Origin of the sequence: Pseudomonas kielensis (assembly GCF_014236655.1) — a bacterium.
Taxonomy (GTDB): domain Bacteria; phylum Pseudomonadota; class Gammaproteobacteria; order Pseudomonadales; family Pseudomonadaceae; genus Aquipseudomonas; species Aquipseudomonas kielensis.
The window spans coordinates 37,659-62,729 of sequence record NZ_JACMYG010000027.1; the positions used below are offsets into that span (position 1 = coordinate 37,659).

Below are 25,071 nucleotides of genomic sequence, written 5' to 3' on the forward strand. Positions count from 1 at the left end.
GAACCTGCAATTGATCTGGCTGCGCAGCGACCTGCGTGTGCATGACAACACGGCCATGAGCGCCGCAGCCAACCGCGGCCCGAGCGTCGCGGTGTATCTCTTGAGCCCCGGGCAATGGCTGGCCCATGACGACGCCCCCTGCAAAGTGGATTTCTGGCTGCGCAACCTGCGCGAACTGAGCCAGGCACTGGCCGCGCTGAACATCCCACTGCTGATCCGCAGCGCCCCGGATTGGGACGATGCACCCCGAGTGCTGGCACACCTGTGCAACGAACTGAACATCGAAGCGGTTCACGCCAACGAAGAATACGGCGTTCATGAAACCCGCCGGGATGCCGCCGTCCAACAGGCCCTCGACGCCCACGGCATCCCCCTGCATCGCTATCTGGATCAGTTGCTGTTCCAGCCTGGCAGCGTACTGACCAAGACCGGTGGCTACTTCCAGGTCTTCAGCCAGTTTCGCAAAGTTTGCTACGCCCGCCTGCACGGTGCTCTGCCCCGATTGATCGCGGCACCCGGGATGCAGGCGCCGACGGGCATCGACAGCGACCCGGTCCCCGAGCAGGTGGAGGGTTTCACGCCCCCAGGCGAACCGCTTCGAGCACTCTGGCCGGCCGGTGAGGACGAGGCGCAGCGACGCCTGGAGCACTTCACCGACGCCCAGATCAACTACTACAAGGACGAACGCGACCTGCCGGCCAAACCCGGCACCAGTCAGCTGTCGGCCTATCTGGCAGCCGGGGTGCTTTCGCCCCGCCAGTGCCTGCATGCGGCGCTGCAAGCCAATCAGGGCGAGTTCGAAAGCGGCAGTGTCGGCGCGGTGACCTGGATCAACGAGCTGCTATGGCGCGAGTTCTACAAACACATTCTGGTCGGCTATCCCCGTGTCTCCCGGCATCGCGCCTTCCGCCCGGAAACCGAGGCCCTGGCCTGGCGTGATGCGCCCGACGAGTTGGCCGCCTGGAAGGAGGCGCGCACGGGCCTGCCGATCATCGACGCCGCCATGCGCCAGTTGCTGGAAACCGGCTGGATGCACAACCGCCTGCGGATGGTGGTGGCCATGTTCCTGACCAAAAACCTGTTGATCGACTGGCGCGAAGGCGAACGCTTTTTCATGCGCCACCTGATCGACGGCGACCTGGCCGCCAACAACGGCGGCTGGCAATGGAGCGCCTCCACCGGCACCGATTCGGCGCCTTACTTCCGGATCTTCAACCCGTTGAGCCAGTCGGAAAAGTTCGACAGCGAAGGCGTATTCCTCCGGCACTGGCTGCCGGAACTGGCCGGGCTGAACAAAAAAGAGATCCACAACCCGGCCGCCATGGGCGGGTTGTTTGGCGTGGCGGATTATCCGCCGCCGATCGTCAACCTCGGCCAATCGCGCGAGCGTGCGCTGGCAGCGTTCAAGAACCTGCCCCCACGCCAGGAAGCCGGAGCCCAGCATGAGTGACTTCCTGCAGCGCTTTGCCCGCGAGTTCGCGGCACTGGACAAAGACAACCTGCAACGCCTCGACGAGCTGTACAGCGAAGACGTGCACTTCACCGACCCGCTGCACAACGTGCAGGGGCTCGGCCCACTGCACCACTACTTCGCCCAGCTCTACGCCAACGTCAGCCACTTGCACTTCGACTTTCATGACTTTGATCAAGTGGCTGAAGGCCGGGGCTATCTGCGCTGGACCATGAGCTATCGCCACCCGCGCCTGGCAGGTGGGCAATTGATCGAAGTCGAGGGCTGCTCGTTCCTGCTTTGGCGCGACCGGGTCTACCGCCACCGGGATTATTTCGATGCCGGGGCCTTGCTGTATGAACACCTACCCGTAATGGGCCGAGCCATCGGTTGGCTGAAAGGGAGAATGGGATGAGTCATGTGACCCCGCGACGATACTGGTTGACCGGCGCCAGCAGTGGCATTGGTGCGGCGTTGGCCGAACAACTGCTCAAGGCCGGCATGCACCTGGCGGTCAGTGCCCGCACGGTGGCGCCGCTCAAAGCCTTGGCCCAGCGTTATCCGGGGCAAGTGCTGGTGGTCCCCGGAGACTTGACCAACAGCCAGACTGTGCGCGAGATCGGCAAGAAGATCCAACACGACTGGGGCTCGCTGGACACCGTCATCCTCAATGCCGGCACCTGTGAGTACGTTGACGCCAAGCAGTTCGATGCCTCGATCATCGAGCATGTGGTGCGCACCAACCTGCTCGCCAGCAGCTATTGCATCGAGGCCGCCTTGCCGCTGTTGCGCGCCGGCACCGAACCTCACCTGGTGGGCATTGCCAGCTCGGTGACGTACTTGCCGCTGCCGCGCGCCGAAGCCTATGGTGCATCCAAAGCCGGCCTGCGCTACCTGTTCGAATCCTTGCGCATCGACCTGGCCCCCGAGGGCATCGAGGTCACCGTGATCAGCCCCGGCTTTATTGAAACCCCGCTGACGGAAAAAAACGATTTCCCCATGCCTCTGAGTTGGCCTGCCGACAAGGCGGCCCGCTACATCGTTGAAAAACTCAAAAAGCGCCCCCTGGAGATCGCCTTCCCGGCCTTGTTCATGGCCGTGCTGTGGCCGCTGTCGAAGCTGCCTGGGCGGGTGCAACTGGCGATCGGCAAACGCATGGTCAGAAGCTCCCCACCGATCAAGGATCAGCCGTGAAAATAGCCATCATCGGCAGTGGCATCTCGGGGCTGACCAGCGCTTACCTGCTGAACCGCTCGCACGAGATCACGCTATTCGAGGCCAGCGACTGGATCGGCGGCCATACCCACACGGTGCAAGTCACCGTCAACGGCCAGCGTCATGCGGTGGACACCGGTTTCATCGTGTTCAATGACTGGACCTACCCCCATTTCATCCGCTTGCTGGGAGAGCTCGGCGTGCGCTTCAAGCCCACCGAAATGAGCTTCTCGGTGCGCGACCCCGACAGTGGGCTGGAGTACAACGGCAACACCCTCAACAGCCTTTTCAGCCAGCGCAGCAATCTGCTGTCGCCGGGGTTCTGGGGCATGCTGCGCGACATTCTGCGCTTCAACCGCGAAGCCCAGCGCGACCTGGCCGAACAACGGATCGCAGAACACACCACCCTCGGTGACTACTTGCGCAGCAACGGCTATGGCAAGCGCTTCACTGAGCATTACATCGTGCCGATGGGCGCAGCGATCTGGTCAATGTCGCTGGACGACATGCTGAATTTCCCGCTGCAATTGTTCGTACGCTTTTTCAAGAACCACGGCTTGCTGTCCGTCAGCAATCGTCCGCAATGGCAGGTGATCGAAGGCGGCTCCAGTGCCTACATCGCCCCTCTGACGGCCTCCTTTTCCGAGCGGATCCGCCTCAACTGCCCTGTGCACCGGGTCGAGCGCGATGAACACGGCGTGACCGTCCACAGCAAGGCCGGCATCGAGCGTTACGACAAGGTGATATTCGCCTGCCACAGCGACCAGGCGCTGCAACTGCTGGCCAAGCCGAGTAGCGTGGAGCAGTCGATTCTTGGCGCCCTGCCCTATGCAGAAAACGACGTCGTGCTGCACACGGACACCCGCTTGCTGCCCGATCGAAAACTGACCTGGGCCAGCTGGAATTTTCGCCTGGGCGCGCGCGGCCAACAGGCCGCCGTCACCTACAACATGAACATCCTGCAAGGCCTGCAAAGCGACGCGACGCTGTGTGTCAGCCTCAATCAGCGCGCGCAGATCGACCCGCTCAAAGTGCTGGCCCAATACACCTACGCCCACCCTCAATACAGCCTCGCGGCGGTGGCCGCGCAAGCACGCTGGGAAGAACTCGACGGTGCGCAGCACACCTGGTATTGCGGCGCCTACTGGGCCAACGGCTTTCATGAGGACGGGGTGGTCAGCGCCTTGCGCGTCGCCCGCTCGCTGGGCGAACGGCTATGAACAGCGCCCTTTACAGCGGCTGGATCAGCCACCGGCGGTTTGCCCCTAAACATCATGCGTTCCGCTACCGGATCGGCCTGCTGTACCTGGACCTCGATGAACAGGACGCCGTGCTTGGCCTGTCTCCATTGGCCGGCAGCAGCCGTTTCGCGCCTTTCTCTTTTCGTCAAAGCGATTACCTGAAGGCCTATACCGGCAAGGGCATGCCACTGATCGACGCGGTACGACAGCAGGTCGCCCTTGTCATCGGCCACGCCCCCCAGGGCTCGATCTGCCTGCTGACCCAGGCACGCAGTTGGGGGCTGTCGTTCAACCCGGTGAGCTTCTTCTACTGCCATGAGACCGACGGCCAACTGGCGGCGATTCTGTGTGAGGTCACCAATACGCCCTGGGGCGAGCACTATCACTACGTGTTACCGGCCAGGGCCACGATTGATTCGAACGACAGGCACCAGCACTTTGCCGTGGCCAAGGCCTTTCATGTCTCACCGTTTCTGCCGCGCGATCTGGAATACCGCATGAGTTTCAGCCCCGCCGCACACAAGCTCGGCGTGCACATGGCCGACTGGCAGGGCGAACTGAAACTGTTCGACGCCACGCTCAATCTGCAACGCGAAGCCCTGGATCGCCACAGCCTGCACCGCTACCTGCGGCGCTTCCCGTGGATGACGGCGAAAACCTGCCTGGCGATTTACTGGCAAGCCTTTCGCCTGTTGCTCAAACGCACACCGATTTTTGCTCATCAGGCTGCCGACGGCAGCTTTCAAAGCGCAATTGTTCCCCCCAAGGATCGCCGTCATGAAATCTCCTAGTATTTCGGCCAAGGCCAACCTGCTCAGTACGCACGGGTTGAGCGGCTCACTGTTGCGCCGTGGCGTATTGCGGCAATTGGCGCACCTGAAAAACGGCCAACTGCTGGTCATCGAAGAGGGCGAGCGGCATCTGTTTGGCAGTGCGGGCAGCCCGCTGCTGGGAGAGATCCACATCCTTGATGCGGCAGCCTGGGGCCTGGTGGCCAGCAATGGTTCGATTGGTGCGGGCGAAGCGTTTATCCATGGCTACTGGAGCTCCCCGGACCTGACCGCCGTGGTGCGCGTCTTCGTCAGTAACCTTGAGGTGCTCGACGCACTGGAGGGTGGGCTGGCGAGACTCGGTCGGCCTCTGGTTCGCGCCCTGCACTGGCTCAATCGCAACACGCGCAAGGGTTCGCAAAAAAACATTGCTGCCCACTACGACCTGGGCAACGAATTGTTCGAACAGTTTCTCGACCCGACCATGATGTATTCGGCCGCCCAGTTTCGCAGCGCCGACGACAGCCTCGAGCAGGCGCAGCTCAACAAACTCGAACGCATTTGCCAGAAGCTCGACCTCAAGGCCAGCGATCACCTGCTGGAGATCGGCACCGGCTGGGGCAGCATGGCGCTGTACGCGGCGCAGCATTATGGCTGTCAGGTAACGACCACCACCCTGTCCAAAGAGCAGTACGATTTCACCGCGCAACGCATTGAGGCGCTTGGGCTGCACGCTCAGGTCACGCTGTTGCTCAAGGACTATCGCGACCTCACAGGGCAGTACGACAAACTGGTGTCGATCGAGATGATTGAAGCGGTAGGCCATCGCTTCCTGCCGACCTATTTCAAACAATGCGCCCATCTACTCAAAAGCAACGGCCTGATGCTGTTGCAAGCCATCACCATTCGCGAGCAACGTTACGAGCAGGCCAGGAATGGGGTGGACTTCATCCAGCGCTATATCTTCCCCGGCGGTGCCCTGCCCTGTGTACAAAAGATGCTGGAAATCGTCAGCCGCGATACCGACATGAACCTGTTGCACATGGAAGACTTCGGCCTGCACTACGCGCGAACCCTGCGTTTGTGGCATGAGAATTTTCGCCGCGCCCATGGCCGCTTGAGCGAATTGGGCTACGACGAATACTTCCTGCGCCTCTGGGAGTTCTACCTGTGCTACTGCGAAGGTGGCTTTCTGGAACGCACCATCGGCACCGCGCAACTGCTTCTGGCCAAACCCGCGGCCATGCCACAACCGCTGCTCGGACGCTTCGATGCTTGAGCGCCTGGCCAATGCCGTGCTGTTTCAGCTCGGCTGGTTCGCGTGTGTACTCGGAGGGGATAGCCTCTGGCTACTAATCCCGGTGGCTGTGTTGTTGATTCACCACCTGTGGATAAGTCGCCCAGGCCAGGACAGCCGACTGATACTCTGGGTGGTGGTGCTGGGTATTGCGGTGGACAGTTCGTTGCGGGGCCTGGGCGTAATGGAGTTCCAGCACGCCGCGGCGTTGATTCCGCTGTGGCTGATCATGCTGTGGGCTTTGCTGGCCACGACCCTGCGTCATTGCCTGCGCTGGAGCGCCCGCCCCTGGTGGCTGGCCAGTGTCACCGGCGCTGTGGGTGGACCGCTGTCGTACTACGCAGGCGGGCAGTTGGCCGGCGTACAGTTTCCGATGGGAGTGTGGCCAACGCTGATCGGGTTCGCGGTGCTATGGGCGTTGTTGTTTCCCTTGCTCCACCTGATGGCCCGGCGCCTGCCCCACTGAGCGTCCGTCAGCACTTTCACACAGCCGCAGTCAGCTGCCTTACACTGGCGCCCATGAACACCATTCCCCTCACCGAAATCATCGACCCGGCGGCCACCTGCTCGACCTGCGCGGCCTGCTGCTGCCAGCTCGAAGTGATGCTGATCACCGACACAGGCGTGCCTGATCGCTTTATCGACACCGACGATTGGGGTGGGGAAGTCATGCTGCGCCTGGATGACGGCTGGTGCGCGGCGCTGGATCGCGACACGATGATGTGCACCATCTACGAAAAACGCCCGTTGATATGCCGGGAGTTCGAGATGGGGGCGCCAGAGTGCATTGAAGAGCGCCGGGGGATTGCGACGGCGTATCGGTGAGTCCGACTTCGCTGGCAAACCAGCCCCCACAGGGCGCTCTGTGACGTCGCAGGCACTGGCCTGCCAGCGATGCGCTTGATCCTACAACGCCATGGTGTAATGCAACGCGTAACTCTCGACACCGTCATTCGGGCTGCTGATCCCGGCGTTGGAGTAATGGATGGCGCGTATCCCCACTTCATGTCCACCCGCAAAACGCAGGCCGGCGCCGAAGCGGTCCTCGAACTGGAAGGCCGAGCCGAGTTTGTTGTCCTCCACTTCGGTGTGGGCAAAAACCGCCACCCCAACCCCCACTTCCAGATAAGGCCTGACCGATTCCCCGGCGAATTCATACACCAGCACCGGCGAGAACGACAGGCTGTGGTTGCTTGCCGTCTTGTCACCGTCCCAGAAGGTGTAGGCCCCGTCCCAGTAGCCCGTCAAACGCCCCACTTCGCTCTGCCACCAGCTTTTGTCCCATTCAGACTGCAGCCCCAGGCGGTAAGTCATGGTCGAGTCACTGGTTTGCCCGACTGAAAACTCGATACCCGCCGCTTGTGCGCTGTAACCATGCCCCAACAATACGGCCGCAAGCGCAGCCAGACAGAACACTCGCTTCATAGGAAACATCCTTTTTATGCGAACGATTGTTTTAGGTTTGTTTGCTCAAAAGACGCAGTAATAGAAGCTTGCCCCCACGCAGAAGTTCAGCTGAATTTCAGCCTGTCTACTGATTGAAGCTTTGCACAACGCCACCGTTATGCCAGAGCAGCGGCAGGATATTTCTTAGGTGTTCGGGGCTGGCGCTGGTCCAGAACTGCGCGGGTCGGGCGGGACCGTCCGCGAGCAATTGACGCTCAGCGAGCAGGCGCTGGGTCTGCCGGGCAACGGCAGCGCCGGTGTCGATCAGGCTGATGTCGGCAGGGAGCATTTGCGCCAGGATCGGCTTGAGGAAGGGGTAATGGGTGCAGCCGAGAATAATCGTGTCGCAGCCTGCGTCCAGCAGGGGCTGCAGGTAGCTGCCCAGTAACTGGCGCAGCGTCGGGCTCTGCAAGTCACCGGCTTCGATCAACTCCACCAGGCCCGGGCACGGCTGGGTGACAACCCGCACGTCGGTGGCGAAGCGGTCGAGCAAGGCGGCGAACTTGGCGCTCTGCAAGGTTCCGGTGGTCGCCAGCACGCCGACCACACCGCTGCGGGTCGCGGCCGCTGCCGGCTTCACCGCAGGCTCCATGCCGACGATGGGCCACGACGGGTAGTCGCGACGCAAGTCCGCCACACCGGCCACGGTAGCCGTGTTGCACGCCACGACCATGGCCTTGGCGCCCTGGGCCTGGAGAAAATCGGCCATCACCGCGCAGCGTTGGCGGATGAACGCCGGGGACTTCTCGCCGTAGGGAATGTTGCCGCAATCGGCCACGTACAACAGCGACTCATTGGGCAGCAGCCGGTGGATCTCCGCCAGCACCGACAACCCGCCGACGCCGGAATCGAACACGCCGATGGGCGCCTCACGCATGTTTGGCACCACAGACGCTGCAACCCGGATCACGCTTGACCCGCAGCTCCCGGAACCGCGTGCCGAGGGCATCGATCAACAACAACCGCCCCACCAGCGGCTCACCAAAACCCACCAGCAGTTTCAACGCTTCAAGGGCTTGCAGGCTGCCGACCAGGCCCACCAGGGGACCGACCACGCCGGCTTCGCTGCAGGTCAGTTCGGCTTCGCTGCCGTGCCCGTACAGGCAGTGGTAGCAGGGGCTTTCGGCGCGACGCGGGTCGAACACCGACAACTGCCCTTCCAGGCGAATCGCCGCGCCGCTGACCAGGGGTTTGCCCGCTGCCACGCAGGCGGCGTTCACCGCTTCGCGGGTGGCAAAGTTGTCGCAACAGTCGAGTACCAGGTCGACCGCCGCCACTGCCGCCGCCAACGAGTCGACATCCAGTGCGGTGCGATGGGCAACCAGCTGGATCTCGGGATTGATCGCACTCAGGCGACGGATCGCCGAATCAACCTTGCTCATGCCAACGCTGTCGGTGTCGTGGATGATCTGGCGCTGCAGGTTGGTCAAGTCGACGGTGTCGAAATCCGCCAGGTGCAATTCCCCCACGCCCGCCGCCGCCAGGTACAACGCCACCGGCGCGCCCAAGCCACCGAGGCCGACAATCAGCGCGCGGCTTTGCTTGAGTCGCAACTGGCCGTCGATGTCGACGTGTTGCAACAGAATCTGCCGGCTATAGCGCAACAGCTCCTGATCGTTCAGCACGGCAGGCGCCCCAGGCTGATGCGTTGGTGGCCGCCAAGGTCCATGCGGCTGTGGACCTCTACGAACCCCTGGGCCAGCAGCAGATCGCGTACGGCCTGCGCTTGATCGTAGCCGTGTTCGAGCATCAACCAGCCACCGGCTTCCAGGTGCTGCGGCGCCTGGGTAATGATCACCCGCAAATCATCCAGGCCGTCGGTCCCGGCCACCAGCGCACTGGCCGGTTCGAAGCGCACGTCGCCGGCAACCAGGTGCGGGTCGGCGGCGGCAATGTAGGGTGGGTTGCTGATGATCAGCGTGTAGCGATGGTCCTTGAGGGCATCGAACCAGTGACTGCTGAGCACCGTGACGTTATGCAAATGCAGGCGCTGGCGATTGCGCTCGGCCAGGGCCACGGCTTCAAGCACGCGGTCCACCGCCGTCACCTGCCAGGCCGGACGCTCGCTGGCCAGGGCCAGGGCGATCGCTCCGCTGCCGGTGCCCAGGTCGAGCACCTTGGCCGGTGTCGACGGCAACAGTTCGAGGGCGGTTTCCACCAGCAACTCGGTGTCCGGACGTGGGATCAGCGTATGCGGTGCGACCTCCAGGTCCAGCTTCCAGAAGCCCTGTTGCCCGAGGATGTAAGCCACCGGCTCACCGCCGCGACGACGCTGCAAGTAGTCGGCGAAGGTCAGCGCGGCATCACTGGGCACGATGCGCTCGGGCCAGGTGTGCAGGAAGCTGCGGGATTTGCCTAGGGCAGCGGCCAGCAGCAACTCGGCATCCAGGCGCGCGGTAGGCGAGTCAGGCAGGTCGGCGGCGCGCAACAAACTGGCAATGATGGTCATTTATTCACCTATCGCCGCCAGTTGGTCCGCCTGATATTCGGCCAGCAGGGGCTCGATCACGGCATCAACGCCACCGGCGAGGATTTCATCGAGGGAGTACAGGGTCAGGTTGACCCGGTGGTCGGTGACCCGGCCCTGGGCGAAGTTGTAGGTGCGGATCCGCTCGGAGCGATCACCCGAACCCACCAGCAGTTTGCGTTCGCTGGCGATGGCATTGGCCGCCGCACTGGTCTGCTGGTCGTTCAACTTGGCCGACAGCCAGGACATCGCCCGCGCTCGGTTTTTGTGCTGCGAACGTTCTTCCTGGCATTCGACCACGATGCCGGATGGCAAGTGGGTGATACGAATGGCCGAGTCGGTCTTGTTCACGTGCTGGCCGCCCGCACCGGAAGAGCGGTAGGTGTCGACCCGCAAATCCGCCGGGTTGATCTCGATCGCTTCCTGCTCGTCCGGCTCCGGCAGTACCGCCACGGTGCAGGCCGAGGTGTGGATCCGGCCCTGGGATTCGGTGGCCGGGACCCGTTGCACGCGATGCGCGCCGGATTCGAACTTCAGCTTGCCGTAGACATTGTCGCCTTCGACCCGGGCGATGACTTCTTTATAACCACCGTGTTCGCCGATGTTCTCCGACAGGATCTCGACCCGCCAGCCACGCCGCTCGGCGTAACGCGAGTACATGCGGAACAGGTCGCCGGAAAAAATCGCCGCCTCGTCGCCACCGGTGCCGGCGCGAATCTCGAGGAACACGTTGCGCCCGTCATTCGGGTCCTTGGGCAGCAGCATGCGCTGCAGGCTGGCTTCCAGCTCGAGCAGTTGTTCCTTGGCCTCGCGGACTTCTTCCACGGCCATTTCGCGCATGTCCGGGTCGCTGTCCTTGAGCAGGGCCTGGGCCCCTTCGAGGTCGCCCTGGACCTTGAGTAACTGTTTATAGGTGGCGACAATCGGCTCGACTTCCGCGTATTCCTTGGAATAGGTGCGGAACTTGTTCTGATCGGAAATGACTTCGCCATCGCCAAGCAAGGCGGTCAGTTCCTCGAAACGGTCCTGGAGGATGTCCAGCTTATTGAGCAGTGACGCTTTCATTGCGGTTTTTTATCCGAAGAGCTATCCGACGCGCCCTCACCGAGGGCAAAGAGTTCCTGGGCCATGGCCAGCGCATCGAGGCGGCCTTCGGCAGTCAGCTTTTTCAACTGCACGCTGGGCGCGTGCAGCAGTTTGTTGGTCAGGCCACGGGCCAGTTGCACCAGCACGTCCTCGGCGCTGCTGCCATTGGCCAGCAGGCGCTGGGCCTTTTGCAATTCTTCATCACGCAGGCGTTCGCTCTGTTGACGATAGGCCTTGAGCACATCGACTGCGGCCAGTTCACGCAGGCGCACCATGAAGTCGTCGGCGCCGATTGCCACCAGCTCTTCCGCCGCCTGGGCTGCACCCTGGCGACTCTTGAGGTTCTCGGCGACCACTTCATGCAGATCGTCGACGCTGTACAGGTACACGTCGTCCAGCTCACCCACTTCCGGCTCGATATCCCGCGGTACGGCAATATCGACCATGAATATCGGTTTGTGCTTGCGCAGTTTCAAGGCGCTTTCCACGGCGCCCTTGCCCAGGATCGGCAACTGGCTGGCGGTGGAACTGATCACGATATCGCTGCGCACCAGTTCCGCCGGGATGTCCGAGAGTAGCACCGCGTGGGCGCCGAACTGTTCGGCCAACAGGCTGGCGCGCTCCAGGGTGCGGTTGGCGACCACGATGCGCTTGACCCCCAGCTCGTGCAAATGGCGGGCGACCAGGGTGATGGTCTCGCCGGCGCCGATCAACAACGCCTGGCTGCGTTGCAGATCGCTGAAAATCTGTTTGGCCAGGCTGACGGCGGCAAACGCCACCGACACCGGGTTCTCGCCGATGGCCGTGTCGGTGCGCACCTGCTTGGCGGCGTTGAACGTGGCCTGGAACAGCCGCCCGAGCAATGGGCCGACGGTGCCGGCCTCACGCGCCACGGCGTAGGCCGATTTCATCTGTCCGAGGATCTGCGGCTCCCCCAGGACCAGGGAATCGAGCCCGGAGGCGACCCGCATCATGTGACGAACTGCCGCATCATCTTCATGCACATAAGCACTCGCGCGCAGCTCTTCGAGGCTCAAATGGTGATAATCGGCCAGCCAGCGCAGCACGGTATCGGCACTCAGCTGATCCTGTTCTATATAGAGCTCGCTGCGATTGCAGGTGGAGAGGATCGCAGCTTCGCGGCTGTCGGTGAGTCGGCAGAGCTGCTGCAAGGCCTCAACCAGCTGCTCCGGCGTAAAGGCCACGCGCTCGCGGACGTCTACGGAAGCAGTCTTATGGTTAATACCGAGTGCAAGGAAGGCCATTCAAGATCGCTGATGATGTCGAGAAGCCGACAATTGTCCTACTTCGACAGAGCGAGAACAACCACCGTTAACTATTGTCCTACTACCCTGTGCCATTAAAGGCGCCCTGCAGGGGTGAGCTTGCTCGCGAAAAGCTCAAGGGCATCGCGCTTATCCGGGGTGTCCGCTTCATCGTTGACGGCCATCGCGAGCCAGCCGCAAGCGGGCGCCCGCCCCTGCATAAACAGATAAAGAGCGCCCCGGTTATGTTTGGCCGAAGGCTTGTGTCATGATGATCCGACCGCAGGTTAGTCGTCCTCTTCCTATATGAATAGATCTTCCGCGTTGCTCCTCGCTTTTGTCTTCCTCAGCGGCTGCCAGGCCTTGGCGCCCGTTTCGACGGACGGCACGCCGCCGGTCGCAGACAGCACAGCAGCCCCTGAAAAGCCCAAGGTTTACAGCTCCTTCAGCGAAGAGACGATCTTCAGCCTGTTGAGCGCCGAACTGGCTGGCCAGCGCAATCGTTACGACATTGCCCTGGACAACTACGTGACCCAGGCCATCAACACCCAGGACCCGGGCATTTCCGAGCGGGCCTTTCGCATTGCCGAATACCTGGGGGCTGACCAGGCTGCACTCGATAGCGCACTGATCTGGGCCAGAAATGCCCCAGAGGACCTCGAGGCACAACGCGCCGCCGCCATCCAACTGGCGCGCAGCGGCCGTTACGACGACTCGATGGTCTACATGGAGAAAGTCCTGCAGGGCCAGGGCGACACCCATTTCGACTTTCTCGCCCTGTCGGCCGCTGACACCGACCAGGACACCCGCGACGGCCTGATGAACAGTTTCGACCGTTTATTGCAGCGCCACCCGAACAACGGCCAGCTGATTTTCGGCAAGGCCCTGCTGCTGCAACAGAATGGCGACTCCCAGGGGGCGTTGAGCCTGCTGGAGAAAAACCCGCCGGAAGCCGGCGAAGTGGCGCCGATCCTGCTGCGTGCGCGCTTGCTGCAGAGCCTCAACCGGGGCGATGAAGCACTGCCGCTGCTGGAAAAAAGCATCCGCCAGTACCCGGACGACAAGCGCCTGCGCCTGACCTATGCCCGCCTGCTGGTGGAACAGGACCGCATGGATGACGCCAAGACCGAGTTTTCCAGCCTGGTCCAGCAGTACCCGGATGACGATGAACTGCGCTATTCCCTGGCTCTGGTATGCCTGGAAGCCAAGGCCTGGGAAGAGGCCAAGGGTTACCTGGAAGACCTGATTGCCCGGGACAGCCACGTCGACTCCGCGCACCTGAACCTGGGGCGCATTGCCGAAGAACGCAGCGACCCACAAGGCGCCCTGATCGAATATGCCCAGGTCACGCCGGGCAGCGAGTACTTGCCGGCCCAACTTCGCCAGGCCGATATCCTCATGGAGAACGGCCGTAGCGTCGAAGCCCAGAACCGCCTGGCCAAGGAGCGTGACGAGCAACCGGACTACGCGATCCAGCTGTACCTGATCGAAGTCGAGACCCTGGCTGCCAACAAGCACGAAGACCGCGCCTGGAGCGTGCTCGATAAAGCCTTGAAGCAGTACCCGGACGACCTCAACCTGCTCTACACCCGTGCCATGCAGGCGGAAAAACGCAACGACCTGGCGCAGATGGAGCGTGACCTGCGACAAATCATCAAGCGCGATCCGGACAACGCCATGGCATTGAACGCCCTGGGTTATACCTTGTCGGACCGTACGACCCGCTACGACGAAGCCAAGACGCTGATCGAGCAGGCACACCAGTTGAGCCCGGAAGACCCGGCCGTCCTCGACAGCCTCGGCTGGGTTAATTTCCGCCTGGGCAACCTCGACGAAGCCGAGCGTTATCTGCGCCAGGCCCTGGAGCGCTTCCCCGACCAGGAAGTCGCCGCGCACCTGGGTGAAGTCCTGTGGGCCAAGGGCAAACAGCGCGAGGCCAAACAAATCTGGGCCAAGTTCCTCAAGGAACAGCCTGACAGCCCTATCCTGCGCAGCACCATCAAGCGCCTGACCGGATCCGAGACTCTTTAAAATCATGTTTTTGCGCCACATCATCGTTTTCAGCTTCATTGCCCTGCTCGCCGGCTGCGCCGGTTTTGGTGCCCGCGAATCGGTCGAGGGTCACGGCGACCCCGCGTCATGGCGCGAGCACAAACAGCAAATGACCGCCCTCGATGGCTGGCAGATCGACGGCAAGATCGGCATTCGCGCCCCGAAAGACTCGGGCAGCGGCACCCTGTTCTGGCTGCAACGCCAGGACTACTACGATATCCGCCTGTCCGGACCGCTGGGTCGTGGGGCCGCACGCCTGACCGGGCGCCCCGGCGACGTCAGCCTGGAAGTCGCCAATCAGGGCCGCTACAGCGCCGCGAGCCCGGAAACCCTGCTCGAAGAACAGATGGGCTGGAAACTGCCGGTCTCCAACCTGGCCTGGTGGGTTCGTGGACTGCCAGCCCCCAGCAGCAAGAGCCGCCTGACCCTGGATGCAGACAGTCGCCTGGCCAGCCTCGAGCAGGACGGCTGGCAGGTCCAATACAGTGCTTATACCCAGCAAAACGGGTATTGGCTGCCCGAGCGCATCAAGCTGCACGGCGCCAACCTTGATGTCACGCTGGTGATCAAGGCCTGGCAACCACGCAAATTGGGGCAATGACATGCCTGCCGCTCGCCTGACATTGCCTTCGCCGGCAAAACTCAATTTGATGCTGCACATTCTTGGTCGCCGCGAAGACGGTTACCACGAACTGCAAACCCTGTTTCAATTTCTCGACTACGGCGATGAAATCACCTTTGCCGTACGCGATGACGGCATCATCCGGTTGCACACCGAGTTCGAAGGCGTGCCCCATGACAGCAACCTGATCGTCAAGGCCGCCAAAAAACTCCAGGCGCAATCAGGATCGACGCTGGGCATTGATATCTGGATCGACAAAGTCCTGCCCATGGGTGGCGGAATCGGTGGCGGCAGTTCGAATGCGGCCACCACCCTGCTGGGCCTCAACCACCTCTGGCAACTGGGCTGGGATGAAGATCGCCTGGCCGCACTGGGCCTGACACTCGGCGCGGACGTCCCGGTTTTTGTCCGCGGTCATGCCGCTTTTGCCGAGGGCGTGGGGGAGAAACTGACCCCCGTGGACCCCGAAGAACCCTGGTATCTCGTGCTGGTACCGCAAGTATCTGTAAGTACAGCAGAAATTTTTTCCGATCCTTTGTTGACACGTAACTCGTCTGCCATTAAAGTGCGCCCCGTTCCCAAGGGAAACAGTCGAAATGACTGCTTACCGGTAGTAGCAAGGCGTTATCCAGAGGTACGTAACGCTTTGAATTTGTTAGGTAAATTTACCGAAGCAAAACTTACCGGCACTGGAAGTTGTGTGTTTGGGGGCTTCCCAAGCAAAGCTGAAGCTGATAAAGTCTCGGCCCTTCTTACAGAGACCCTTACAGGGTTTGTAGCAAAGGGAAGCAACGTTTCGATGTTGCATCGCAAGCTGCAAAGTCTGCTCTAAAGGAACCGATTACTGGGTAATCGTTGCAACAGATACAGGGGCGTCGCCAAGCGGTAAGGCAGCAGGTTTTGATCCTGCCATGCGTTGGTTCGAATCCAGCCGCCCCTGCCATTTTCCTATACTCATCCAGGTTACCCTCAGCCTTCAGGTACTGCGCGTGTCCAAGATGATGGTCTTTACGGGGAACGCTAACCCCGATCTGGCTCGGCGTGTCGTACGTCAGCTGCATATCCCTCTCGGTGACATCTCTGTCGGTAAGTTTTCCGACGGCGAAATTACAGCCGAGATCAATGAAAATGTCCGCGGTAAAGACGTTTTCATTATTCAGCCGACTTGCGCTCCGACCAACGATAACCTGATGGAACTGGTAGTGATGGCTGATGCCTTCCGCCGCTCCTCAGCCACTCGAATCACTGCGGTGATCCCCTACTTTGGTTATGCCCGTCAGGATCGCCGTCCGCGTTCCGCACGTGTAGCTATCAGCGCGAAAGTTGTTGCTGACATGCTTACCGTAGTCGGCATCGATCGTGTTCTCACGGTTGATTTGCATGCTGACCAGATCCAGGGCTTCTTCGATATTCCGGTAGATAACATCTACGGCTCCCCTGTATTGGTGGATGACATCGAAGACCAACGCTTCGAAAACCTGATGATCGTGTCCCCGGACATTGGCGGCGTCGTGCGTGCACGTGCTGTTGCCAAATCCCTGGGCGTTGATCTCGGGATCATCGACAAGCGCCGTGAGAAAGCCAATCACTCTGAAGTGATGCATATCATCGGTGATGTCGAAGGGCGTACCTGTATCCTGGTTGACGACATGGTCGATACCGCCGGCACCCTGTGCCACGCGGCTAAAGCCTTGAAAGAGCATGGCGCTGCCAAAGTCTTTGCCTACTGCACACACCCTGTGCTGTCGGGTCGGGCCATCGAGAACATTGAAAATTCCGTGCTGGACGAGCTGGTGGTGACCAACACCATCCCGCTGTCCGCTGCAGCACAAGCCTGTGCACGTATCCGTCAACTGGATATCGCACCGGTTGTTGCCGAAGCGGTTCGCCGCATCAGCAATGAAGAATCGATCAGCGCGATGTTCCGTTAAGGGCCCTGCCCTTCGGACTTCTCGATGACGAAAAGCGCCCCGCCCCGGCATTCCTGTCGGGGCGGGGCTTTTTTGCCCATATCGCCTTTAGCGCTGGTCGCAAACGCTGGGGCGAATGTGGTTATTTTGGAGATACAACATGAACGATTTTACTCTGAATGCTGAAGCGCGTTCCGACCTGGGGAAAGGTGCGAGCCGCCGCCTGCGTCGTCTCGCAAGCCTGGTTCCAGCTGTAGTTTACGGTGGCGACAAAGCCCCTGAATCCATCAGCATGCTGGCCAAAGAAGTTGCCAAACTGCTCGAAAACGAAGCGGCTTACAGCCACATCATCGAGCTGAACGTTGGTGGCACCAAGCAAAACGTAATCATCAAAGCTCTGCAACGTCACCCGGCTAAAGGCCACGTGATGCACGCTGACTTCGTACGCGTTGTTGCTGGTCAGAAACTGACCGCTATCGTTCCTGTGCACTTCATCAACGAAGCTGCTCCAGTGAAGAAAGGCGGCGAGATCTCGCACGTTGTTGCAGAAATCGAAGTTTCCTGCCTGCCAAAAGACCTGCCTGAATTCATCGAAGTTGACCTGGCTAACGCCGAAGTCGGCTCGATCATTCACCTGTCCGACATCAGCGCTCCTAAAGGCGTTGAATTTGTTGCTCTGGCTCACGGTAACGACCTGGCTGTTGCCAACGTTCACGCTCCACGTGTTGCTCCAGAAGCTGCAGAAGACGCTGCAGAGTAAATTACTCTGTACGTCGGAGTGACCGAGTAACATCGCGGGCTGGAACGTAGCGAGAAAGCGGGCGGAACGCGGAGTTTACATCATGGTAAATGAGCACTTTTCGTCCACTTTCGCCGCACATCTCCATGGCGGCGATGTTATTAACCACTCCAAGGAAGGGCCCCTGACGTGACTGCCATCAAACTGATCGTTGGCCTGGGAAATCCAGGCGCCGAATACGAACAGACCCGGCATAACGCAGGGGCCCTTTTTGTTGAGCGCATCGCGCACGCGCAAGGCGTCAATCTTGTCGCCGATCGCAAATATTTCGGCCTGACCGGGCGCTACTCGCATCAAGGTCAGGATGTTCGTCTGCTGATTCCCACCACGTACATGAACCGCAGCGGCCAGGCCGTAGCGGCCCTTGCAGGTTTCTTCCGCATCAAGCCTGAAGAAATTCTCGTGGCGCATGACGAACTCGACCTGCCACCCGGCGTTGCCAAGCTCAAGCAGGGCGGCGGCCATGGCGGTCACAACGGGTTGCGCGACATCATCGCGCAACTGGGCAATCAGAACACGTTCTACCGCCTGCGGCTTGGCATTGGCCACCCGGGCGTTGCCAGTATGGTTTCAAATTTCGTCCTGGGTCGTGCGCCACGCGCCGAACAGGAAAAACTCGATGCCAGCATCGACTTTGCCCTCGGCGTGCTGCCGGATATCCTCGCCGGAGAATGGAACCGCGCGATGAAAAACCTGCACAGCCAGAAGGCCTGACTTTTACCCGAGGGGAAACACCATGGGATTCAATTGCGGCATCGTCGGCCTGCCTAACGTCGGCAAGTCCACCCTGTTCAACGCCCTGACCAAGTCCGGTATCGCGGCCGAGAACTTCCCCTTCTGCACCATCGAGCCGAACAGCGGTATCGTGCCGATGCCGGATCCACGCCTGGACGCCCTGGCGGCCATCGTCAATCCAAAGCGCATCCTGCCGACCACCATGGAATTCGTCGACATCGCTGGCCTGGTCGCCGGCGCCTCGAAAGGTGAAGGCCTGGGCAATAAATTCCTGGCCAACATCCGCGAAACCGATGCCATCGCCCACGTGGTCCGCTGCTTTGAAGACGACAACGTGATTCACGTCTCCAACAGCGTCGACCCGAAACGCGACATCGAGATCATCGACCTGGAACTGATCTTCGCCGACCTCGACAGCTGCGAGAAGCAACTGCAGAAAGTCGCGCGCAACGCCAAGGGTGGTGACAAGGACGCCGTGGTCCAGAAGGCTCTGCTGGAGCAACTGATCGCCCACTTCACCGAAGGCAAGCCGGCACGCAGCCTGATGAAGAACATGAGCACCGACGAAAAAGCGGTGATCAAGGGCTTCCACCTGCTGACCACCAAGCCGGTGATGTACATCGCCAACGTGGCCGAAGACGGCTTCGAGAACAACCCGCTGCTCGACGTGGTGATGGCCATCGCCGAAGAAGAAGGCGCCATGGTTGTCCCGGTGTGCAACAAGATCGAAGCGGAAATCGCCGAGCTCGATGACGGCGAAGAGAAAGACATGTTCCTCGAGGCCCTGGGCCTGGAAGAGCCTGGCTTGAACCGCGTGATCCGTGCGGGCTACGAAATGCTGCACCTGCAGACCTACTTCACCGCCGGTGTTGAAGAAGTCCGCGCCTGGACCGTACGCGTCGGCGCCACCGCCCCGCAAGCGGCCGGCGTGATCCACACCGACTTCGAAAAAGGCTTTATCCGCGCCGAAGTGATCGCCTACAACGACTTCATCCAATTCAAGGGTGAGGCCGGTGCCAAGGAAGCCGGTAAATGGCGCCTGGAAGGCAAGGACTACATCGTCAAAGACGGCGACGTGATGCACTTCCGCTTCAACGTGTAAGCCACACGCCGAAAAAAAGCCGCGTTTGATACGCGGCTTTTTTGTGCCTGCGATCTTTAAGGCGTCAGGTCTTTTTGGTGCGCGGCAGGAAGATCGCCAGCACACCAAGCAACGGCAGGAACGAGCACAGGAAATACACGTACTCGATGCCGTGGATGTCCGCCAGGAAACCCAGCAGCGCCGCCCCCACTCCGCCAAATCCGAACATCAGGCCGAAGAACACCCCAGCGATCATCCCGACATTGCCCGGCACCAGTTCCTGTGCATAGACCACGATGGCGGAGAAGGCCGAGGCCAGGATGAAGCCGATCACCACGCTCAGGACGCTGGTCCAGAACAGGTCGACATGGGGCAGCAGCAAGGTGAACGGCGCCACCCCCAGGATCGAGAACCAGATCACTGCCTTACGGCCGATCTTGTCGCCGATCGGCCCGCCGAAAAAGGTCCCCGCCGCCACCGCCCCCAGGAACAGGAACAGGTGCAACTGGGAGCTGGCCACCGACAGGTCGAACTTCTCGATCAGGTAGAACGTGAAGTAGCTGGTCAGGCTGGACATGTAGAAGTACTTGGAGAACACCAGCAGGCCAAGCACCACCAACGCACTCAGCACCCTGCCCTTCGACAGCCCGTGAGTCGCCGCCTGGCCCTGCTTGAGCTTGAACAGGCTCAAGTGGTTGGCGTACCAGCGGCTGATGCGGTACAGCACCAGCAGGGCGAACACAGCGAACAGGCCGAACCAGGCCACATTGCCCTGGCCGAACGGAATGATGATCGCCGCCGCCAGCAAGGGGCCGAATGCCGAGCCGGCGTTACCACCCACCTGGAAGGTCGACTGCGCCAGGCCAAAACGTCCACCGGATGCCAGACGTGCCACCCGCGAGGCTTCCGGGTGAAAGGTCGAGGAGCCGATGCCGATCAACCCTGCCGCCAGCAGGATCAAGGGAAAGCTGCCGACCTGGGACATCATCAGAATGCCGATCAGGGTGCAGATCATGCCCATCGGCAGCAGATAAGGCTTGGGGTGACGGTCGGTGTAGTAGCCGACCCAAGGCTGGAGCAGCGAGGCCGTGAGCTGGAAGGTCAAGGTGATCAGGCCGACTTGAGTGAACGTCAGGCCGTAGCTGTCCTTGAGCATCGGATAGATCGACGGCAGCACCGCCTGGATCAGGTCGTTGATCAAATGCGCCAGCGCCACCGCGCCGATGATGCGCATGACCAAGGGGCTACTTTGCGAGCTCGCGGGTGTCGCGCAAGCGGACACTTGAGGGGTACTGGTTGCCATGAAAGTTTCCAAACAGCAGAGGGGTGCGCACGTGCAGGTGCGCCAATGTGCCATTTTTCACTGCGGCAACGCCATCCCCTTAGCCTGCTAACGACTTTAAATAATCCATCGGTGGGATGATTTGCCCGGGAGCAAAGCAAAAAAACCGGGGTTTTTCCGCAGTCTGAGGATAAGCAGTTGAAAGCGTAGAGAAATATTTTAGATTTATGCTTGACACATCGTCGTTCCAAGCCAATAATGCGCGCCACTTGGCTACATAGCTCAGTTGGTTAGAGCATAGCATTCATAATGCTGGGGTCCGGGGTTCAAGTCCCTGTGTAGCCACCAAGTACTAAAAACGGCTTACCGCAAGGTAGGCCGTTTTTTTATGCCTGGAGAAAAGTGCCGCCCGCTCACACCCGCCCCAACGTTGCAGCCGGTCTCTGCCGCCGATACAGTCGCCCCCTCTATTTCCCCATGGACGGAGTGCCCTCGTGTTCCCAGCCTTCCCTACACGCCGCTTGCGCCTCGGCGCCCTGTCGCTGCTCGCCACCGCGCTGACCCTCGCCGCCTGTAGCGCGCCACCCGCCTCGACCGCCGTCAGCGCCCTGCCCGCAGCGCCGGAAATGGCCTCGGGCTTTCGCACCGACCTGAGCACCCAGTACGCCAGCAAGCACATGGCGGCAGCGGCCAATCCGCTGGCCGCTGCCGCCGGGCGGGAGATGCTGCGCCAGGGTGGCTCAGCCATCGACGCCGCCATCGCCATGCAGGCGGTGTTGACCCTGGTAGAACCCCAGTCTTCGGGAATTGGCGGTGGCGCCATGATCGTGCTGTGGGACGGCAAGGCCGTGCGCACCTACGATGGCCGCGAAACCGCACCGGCGGGCGCCACCGAACGGCTGTTCCTGCAGGCCGATGGCAAGCCGATGCCGTTCCTGCAGGCACAGATCGGTGGCCGTTCGGTCGGCACGCCGGGGGTCTTGCGCGCACTGGAGATGGCGCATCGCGAACACGGGCGCCTGCCGTGGGCCAGGCTGTTTGAGCCGGCCATCGAATTGGCACAGAACGGCTTTGCGATCTCGCCACGCCTGCACACGATGATTGCCTCTGACCCTTTCCTGCCGCGCTCTCCCGACATGGCGGCGTATTTCCTCAACCGCGATGGCAGCCCGAAAGCCGTCGGCACCCTGCTGCAAAACCCGGCCCTGGCCAAGGTCCTGGAACGCATTGCCAAGGAAGGTCCGGACGCCCTGTATCAGGGGCCGATTGCCCAGGAGATCGTGGCCAAGGTCCAGGGCCACGCCAACCCCGGCAGCCTGTCGCTCAACGACCTCAAGGGCTACCGGGCCAAGGAGCGTGCTGCACTGTGCAGCGACTACAAGCGCTGGCAAGTCTGCGGCATGCCGCCACCCTCGTCGGGCGGGGTTGCCGTGGCACAGATCCTCGGCACCTTGCAGGCCCTGGAAGGCCGCGACAGCCGTTTTGCCCTGGCACCCCTCGCACCTCGCAAGAGCGACCGTCCGTCCGGCCTTGAGCCGGCTCCTGAGGCCGTGCACCTGATTGCCGAAGCCGAGCGCCTGGCCTACGCCGACCGCGCACTGTACGTCGCCGACCCGGACTTCGTGCCGGTGCCCGTGGCGGGCCTGCTCTCCCCTGCTTACCTGAGCACTCGCGCCGCCTTGATCGGTGAGCGCAGCATGGGCACTGCCAAGCCCGGCACACCGGCGGGCATCCAAGTGGCCTACGCGGCGGATCGCTCGCCCCTGCGCATCTCGACCTCCCAGGTGGTGGCCGTCGACGACGTGGGGGGGGCGGTGTCGATGACCACTACCGTGGAAGCCGCGTTCGGTTCGCACCTTATGGTGCAGGGCTTCATGCTCAACAATCAGATGACCGACTTCTCGTTCATCGCCGAAGAACATGGCCAGCCGGTGGCCAACCGCGTCGAGCCCGGCAAACGCCCGCGTTCATCCATGGCGCCGACGCTGATCTTCGACCGCCAGAGCGGCGAACTGCTGGCCACGGTCGGCTCCCCCGGCGGGTCGCAAATCATCGAATACGTCACCAAGTCGGTGGTCGGCATGCTCGACTGGCAACTCGACCCTCAAGCCGCCATCAGCCTGCCCAACTTCGGCAGCCGCAACGGCCCCACCGAACTGGAGCGCGGTCAGTTCAGCCCGGCGCTGATCCAGGCGCTCAAGGACAAAGGGCATACGGTGAACGAGATCGACATGACCAGCGGCACCCAGGCCATCGTTCGCGTGCGCGACGCGCAGGGCCAGGCGGCCTGGGCCGGTGGCGCCGATCCACGGCGTGAAGGTGCAGCGCTGGGGGATTGATCGGGAAACCGGACAGGAACCGCACTGTGCGGCAGTGGCGAGCAGGGTTGATCGCCACTGCCCGCCGTCTACGCCGCGATACGCAAATGCACCAGGGCCAGCCGGCGGCCCTGTGGGTCCTGGCGCTCTTCAATGGCAAACGGGGTAAACCCCAGCTTGGGGTAGAGCAACAGCCCGGCCACGTTGGTGTTGAAGCACGACAGCGTCACCTCCCGGGCCTGGTGCCGGGTGCGGGCAATCGTGATCATCTGCTCGATCAGTTGCGCGCCGATGCCCTTGCCCCGCACTTCAGGATCGACGATCACGTTACCGATGGTGCAGGTGCCCGCCTCTGCCCATTGATAGAAGTTGGCAAAGCCTGCAACCACACCGTCCAGCTCGATCACGGTGGAGTCCGAACGTTTGTCGATCGAGCCCTGCAATTGGTCGTCGGTCAGCGGCCAGGTCGCGGCCGGAAAAAAGAAAAACTGTTCTTCCTGGTTGCGGGCAAAACCACAGATCCGCGGAACATCCCGGGCTTCTACCGCTCTGAAAGTGATGGTCATGGGTGGGTCTCCTTGTCCCTTTTTTAACGATTGGCAACCCGATGGGCGCCAAACAATAGCGAGCAACTGCCAGCCACCGGTGTGATCGCTGGAACAGCGTTTTTACTCGACCTTGAGCCCATCAGGCAAACGGTTATCCGGCTGACAGCCCACCCGCCGCTGAGATACCGTGGGAACCCGTGCCAATCCCATGATGAAGACTGCCCATGAACACGCCAAGACGCCTCACCGACTGGTTCCATCGCGCCCCCCAAAGCGGCGGGCTGGAGCGTATCGAGGCGTATTTTTCCGGGCACGGGTATGACCTGCACCGGCACGACACCTACGCCATCGGCCATACGCTAGCCGGGGTCCAGAGTTTTCAGTATCGCGGTGGTTGGCGCCACAGCCTGCCCGGCAGCACCATGGTGCTGCACCCGGATGAAGCCCACGATGGCGAGGCCGGTACCGAGGAAGGCTTCAAGTACCGGATGCTCTACGTTGAACCGGCGCTGATCCAGCAGATGCTCGGCGGCCAGCCACTGCCATTCATCAAGACCGGGATCAGCAACGATCCGCGCCTGTTCGCCGCCACCGGGGCGCTGCTGCAAAGCCTTGATCGCCCGCTCGATGCGCTGGAGCAGCAGGACGCCCTGTATGACCTGGCCCAAGCCCTGCACGTCGTCTCCGGCGCCCCTGCGCGGCGTCAGCGCTTCGATTATGTGGCGGCGGAGCGCGCGCGCGCGTTCATGCACAGCGCCCTCGATCAGCCGGTCACCCTCGAGCAACTCGCCGAACACAGCGGGCGCGACCGCTGGAGCCTGTCACGGGACTTTCGCTTGCTGTTTGGCACCAGCCCCTACCGTTACCTGACCATGCGTCGCCTGGACCTGGTGCGGGCGTTGCTGATGCAAGGCGAGTCGCTGAGCAACGCCGCGCTGATCGCCGGCTTCAGCGACCAAAGCCACATGACTCGACAATTCGGCAAGACCTACGGCCTGTCACCCGCGCGCTGGATGAACATGCACCGCGCCTGAGGGCCGCACAATCGTGCAAGAGTCTGACGCCCGTCCTGGCTAACCTGGGTCCGCCATCAACCTTCAGGAGCCGCGCCATGCCGTCCTATCAAAGCCTCAACCTCGCCAACAAACTGCAACTGATCAACGAGCACTGGTCGCCGCGGGTGATTGCAGAGATGAACGACTACCAGTTCAAAGTGGTGAAACTGCTGGGGGACTTCATCTGGCATGATCACCAGGACACCGACGAAACCTTCATCGTCCTCGACGGCCAGTTGCGCATCGACTTTCGCGATGGCCAGGTACTGGTGCGCCAAGGCGAAATGTACGTGGTGCCCAAGGGCGTCGAGCACAAGCCGTATGCCGAGCAGGAAGTCAGCCTGATGCTGATCGAACCTCGCGGCGTGCTCAATACCGGCGACGCCGGGGGTTCACGCACCGCGCAGAATGATCAGTGGATCTGAAGCGCGA

General features: G+C 61.6%; 26 protein-coding genes and 2 tRNA genes. 20 read left to right on the plus strand and 8 right to left on the minus strand.

Annotated elements, in window-relative coordinates:
• Window positions 1-4 precede the first annotated feature (4 nt).
• The 8 genes from phrB to H7995_RS21580 are packed head-to-tail and all read left to right on the plus strand — an operon-like array spanning window position 5 to window position 6,798.
• Window positions 5-1,450: a deoxyribodipyrimidine photo-lyase gene (gene phrB, locus H7995_RS21545; protein ID WP_185818828.1), complete on the plus strand. Its 1,446-nt coding sequence runs from the start codon at window positions 5-7 to the stop codon at window positions 1,448-1,450.
• Window positions 1,443-1,865, plus strand: a complete 423-nt coding sequence (locus H7995_RS21550) for a nuclear transport factor 2 family protein (protein WP_166589766.1) — start codon at window positions 1,443-1,445, stop codon at window positions 1,863-1,865. Before phrB ends, H7995_RS21550 begins: the two co-directional genes overlap by 8 nt.
• Window positions 1,862-2,644: an SDR family NAD(P)-dependent oxidoreductase gene (locus H7995_RS21555; RefSeq protein ID WP_166589767.1), complete on the plus strand. Its 783-nt coding sequence runs from the start codon at window positions 1,862-1,864 to the stop codon at window positions 2,642-2,644. The genes H7995_RS21550 and H7995_RS21555 overlap by 4 nt, the downstream gene beginning before the upstream one ends.
• On the plus strand, window positions 2,641-3,885 hold the full coding sequence (locus tag H7995_RS21560; protein WP_185818822.1) for an FAD-dependent oxidoreductase: 1,245 nt from the start codon (window positions 2,641-2,643) through the stop codon (window positions 3,883-3,885). The genes H7995_RS21555 and H7995_RS21560 overlap by 4 nt, the downstream gene beginning before the upstream one ends.
• The gene (locus tag H7995_RS21565; protein WP_185818823.1) at window positions 3,882-4,697 is read left to right on the plus strand and encodes a DUF1365 domain-containing protein; all 816 of its coding nucleotides are present in this window, start codon (window positions 3,882-3,884) and stop codon (window positions 4,695-4,697) included. The genes H7995_RS21560 and H7995_RS21565 overlap by 4 nt, the downstream gene beginning before the upstream one ends.
• Entirely contained in the window at window positions 4,684-5,955 is a 1,272-nt protein-coding gene (locus tag H7995_RS21570) for an SAM-dependent methyltransferase (RefSeq protein ID WP_166589770.1), read from the plus strand. The genes H7995_RS21565 and H7995_RS21570 overlap by 14 nt, the downstream gene beginning before the upstream one ends.
• Window positions 5,948-6,439, plus strand: a complete 492-nt coding sequence (locus H7995_RS21575) for a DUF2878 domain-containing protein (protein ID WP_166589771.1) — start codon at window positions 5,948-5,950, stop codon at window positions 6,437-6,439. Before H7995_RS21570 ends, H7995_RS21575 begins: the two co-directional genes overlap by 8 nt.
• A 53-nt stretch (window positions 6,440-6,492) precedes the next feature.
• On the plus strand, window positions 6,493-6,798 hold the full coding sequence (locus H7995_RS21580) for a YkgJ family cysteine cluster protein (RefSeq protein ID WP_166589772.1): 306 nt from the start codon (window positions 6,493-6,495) through the stop codon (window positions 6,796-6,798).
• A gap of 81 nt (window positions 6,799-6,879) precedes the next feature.
• Here the strand turns inward: H7995_RS21580 and H7995_RS21585 are convergent, their stop codons facing one another.
• The 6 genes from H7995_RS21585 to hemA all read right to left on the minus strand — a co-directional run bounded on the left by H7995_RS21585 (window position 6,880) and on the right by hemA (window position 12,237).
• The gene (locus H7995_RS21585; RefSeq protein ID WP_166589773.1) at window positions 6,880-7,398 is read right to left on the minus strand and encodes an acyloxyacyl hydrolase; all 519 of its coding nucleotides are present in this window, start codon (window positions 7,396-7,398) and stop codon (window positions 6,880-6,882) included.
• A 106-nt stretch (window positions 7,399-7,504) separates the two neighbouring features.
• Window positions 7,505-8,296: a glutamate racemase gene (gene murI / locus H7995_RS21590; protein ID WP_166589774.1), complete on the minus strand. Its 792-nt coding sequence runs from the start codon at window positions 8,294-8,296 to the stop codon at window positions 7,505-7,507.
• Window positions 8,289-9,044 (minus strand): molybdopterin-synthase adenylyltransferase MoeB, encoded by a 756-nt coding sequence (locus H7995_RS21595; protein WP_166589775.1) that lies wholly within the window; start codon window positions 9,042-9,044, stop codon window positions 8,289-8,291. Before H7995_RS21595 ends, murI begins: the two co-directional genes overlap by 8 nt.
• Entirely contained in the window at window positions 9,038-9,868 is an 831-nt protein-coding gene (gene prmC, locus H7995_RS21600) for a peptide chain release factor N(5)-glutamine methyltransferase (RefSeq protein ID WP_185818824.1), read from the minus strand. The genes H7995_RS21595 and prmC overlap by 7 nt, the downstream gene beginning before the upstream one ends.
• On the minus strand, window positions 9,869-10,951 hold the full coding sequence (gene prfA, locus H7995_RS21605) for a peptide chain release factor 1 (protein WP_166589777.1): 1,083 nt from the start codon (window positions 10,949-10,951) through the stop codon (window positions 9,869-9,871). It lies immediately after the preceding gene.
• Window positions 10,948-12,237, minus strand: a complete 1,290-nt coding sequence (gene hemA / locus H7995_RS21610; RefSeq protein ID WP_166589778.1) for a glutamyl-tRNA reductase — start codon at window positions 12,235-12,237, stop codon at window positions 10,948-10,950. The genes prfA and hemA overlap by 4 nt, the downstream gene beginning before the upstream one ends.
• Before the next feature lie 306 nt (window positions 12,238-12,543).
• Between hemA and H7995_RS21615 the strand changes: the two genes are divergently transcribed.
• The 8 genes from H7995_RS21615 (at window position 12,544) to ychF (ending at window position 19,457) form a co-directional block, all read left to right on the plus strand.
• Window positions 12,544-14,268: a tetratricopeptide repeat protein gene (locus H7995_RS21615; protein ID WP_166589779.1), complete on the plus strand. Its 1,725-nt coding sequence runs from the start codon at window positions 12,544-12,546 to the stop codon at window positions 14,266-14,268.
• 4 nt (window positions 14,269-14,272) lie between these two features.
• Window positions 14,273-14,890 (plus strand): lipoprotein insertase outer membrane protein LolB, encoded by a 618-nt coding sequence (lolB, locus tag H7995_RS21620; protein ID WP_166589780.1) that lies wholly within the window; start codon window positions 14,273-14,275, stop codon window positions 14,888-14,890.
• Between the two features lies 1 nt (window position 14,891).
• Window positions 14,892-15,743: a 4-(cytidine 5'-diphospho)-2-C-methyl-D-erythritol kinase gene (ispE, locus tag H7995_RS21625; protein ID WP_166589781.1), complete on the plus strand. Its 852-nt coding sequence runs from the start codon at window positions 14,892-14,894 to the stop codon at window positions 15,741-15,743.
• Between the two features lie 36 nt (window positions 15,744-15,779).
• Window positions 15,780-15,854: transfer RNA gene (locus tag H7995_RS21630), tRNA-Gln, on the plus strand.
• Window positions 15,855-15,900: 46 nt separating this feature from the next.
• Complete coding sequence (locus tag H7995_RS21635; RefSeq protein ID WP_003171603.1) at window positions 15,901-16,842, plus strand: ribose-phosphate pyrophosphokinase; 942 nt, start codon at window positions 15,901-15,903, stop codon at window positions 16,840-16,842.
• Between the two features lie 139 nt (window positions 16,843-16,981).
• Window positions 16,982-17,581, plus strand: a complete 600-nt coding sequence (locus H7995_RS21640) for a 50S ribosomal protein L25/general stress protein Ctc (protein WP_166589782.1) — start codon at window positions 16,982-16,984, stop codon at window positions 17,579-17,581.
• Between the two features lie 168 nt (window positions 17,582-17,749).
• Window positions 17,750-18,334, plus strand: coding sequence for an aminoacyl-tRNA hydrolase (pth, locus tag H7995_RS21645; RefSeq protein WP_095169011.1), 585 nt, complete (start codon window positions 17,750-17,752; stop codon window positions 18,332-18,334).
• A 22-nt stretch (window positions 18,335-18,356) separates the two neighbouring features.
• Entirely contained in the window at window positions 18,357-19,457 is a 1,101-nt protein-coding gene (gene ychF / locus H7995_RS21650; RefSeq protein WP_166589783.1) for a redox-regulated ATPase YchF, read from the plus strand.
• Between the two features lie 64 nt (window positions 19,458-19,521).
• Here ychF and H7995_RS21655 read toward each other — a convergent pair whose 3' ends face one another.
• Window positions 19,522-20,739, minus strand: coding sequence for an MFS transporter (locus tag H7995_RS21655; RefSeq protein ID WP_166589784.1), 1,218 nt, complete (start codon window positions 20,737-20,739; stop codon window positions 19,522-19,524).
• Between the two features lie 250 nt (window positions 20,740-20,989).
• On the opposite strand from H7995_RS21655, the gene H7995_RS21660 reads away from it, so the two are divergent.
• Together H7995_RS21660 and ggt are read left to right on the plus strand one after the other, a co-directional pair.
• A tRNA-Met gene (locus H7995_RS21660) sits at window positions 20,990-21,066 on the plus strand.
• Window positions 21,067-21,212: 146 nt separating this feature from the next.
• Complete coding sequence (ggt, locus tag H7995_RS21665) at window positions 21,213-23,057, plus strand: gamma-glutamyltransferase (protein WP_185818825.1); 1,845 nt, start codon at window positions 21,213-21,215, stop codon at window positions 23,055-23,057.
• 68 nt (window positions 23,058-23,125) lie between these two features.
• On the opposite strand, the gene H7995_RS21670 is transcribed toward ggt, so the two are convergent.
• Window positions 23,126-23,602: a GNAT family N-acetyltransferase gene (locus tag H7995_RS21670; protein WP_166589786.1), complete on the minus strand. Its 477-nt coding sequence runs from the start codon at window positions 23,600-23,602 to the stop codon at window positions 23,126-23,128.
• A gap of 206 nt (window positions 23,603-23,808) precedes the next feature.
• Between H7995_RS21670 and H7995_RS21675 the strand changes: the two genes are divergently transcribed.
• Together H7995_RS21675 and H7995_RS21680 are read left to right on the plus strand one after the other, a co-directional pair.
• Window positions 23,809-24,618, plus strand: a complete 810-nt coding sequence (locus H7995_RS21675; protein ID WP_166589787.1) for an AraC family transcriptional regulator — start codon at window positions 23,809-23,811, stop codon at window positions 24,616-24,618.
• Between the two features lie 77 nt (window positions 24,619-24,695).
• Window positions 24,696-25,064, plus strand: coding sequence for a cupin domain-containing protein (locus H7995_RS21680; RefSeq protein WP_166589788.1), 369 nt, complete (start codon window positions 24,696-24,698; stop codon window positions 25,062-25,064).
• The last annotated feature ends 7 nt before the right edge of the window (window positions 25,065-25,071 follow it).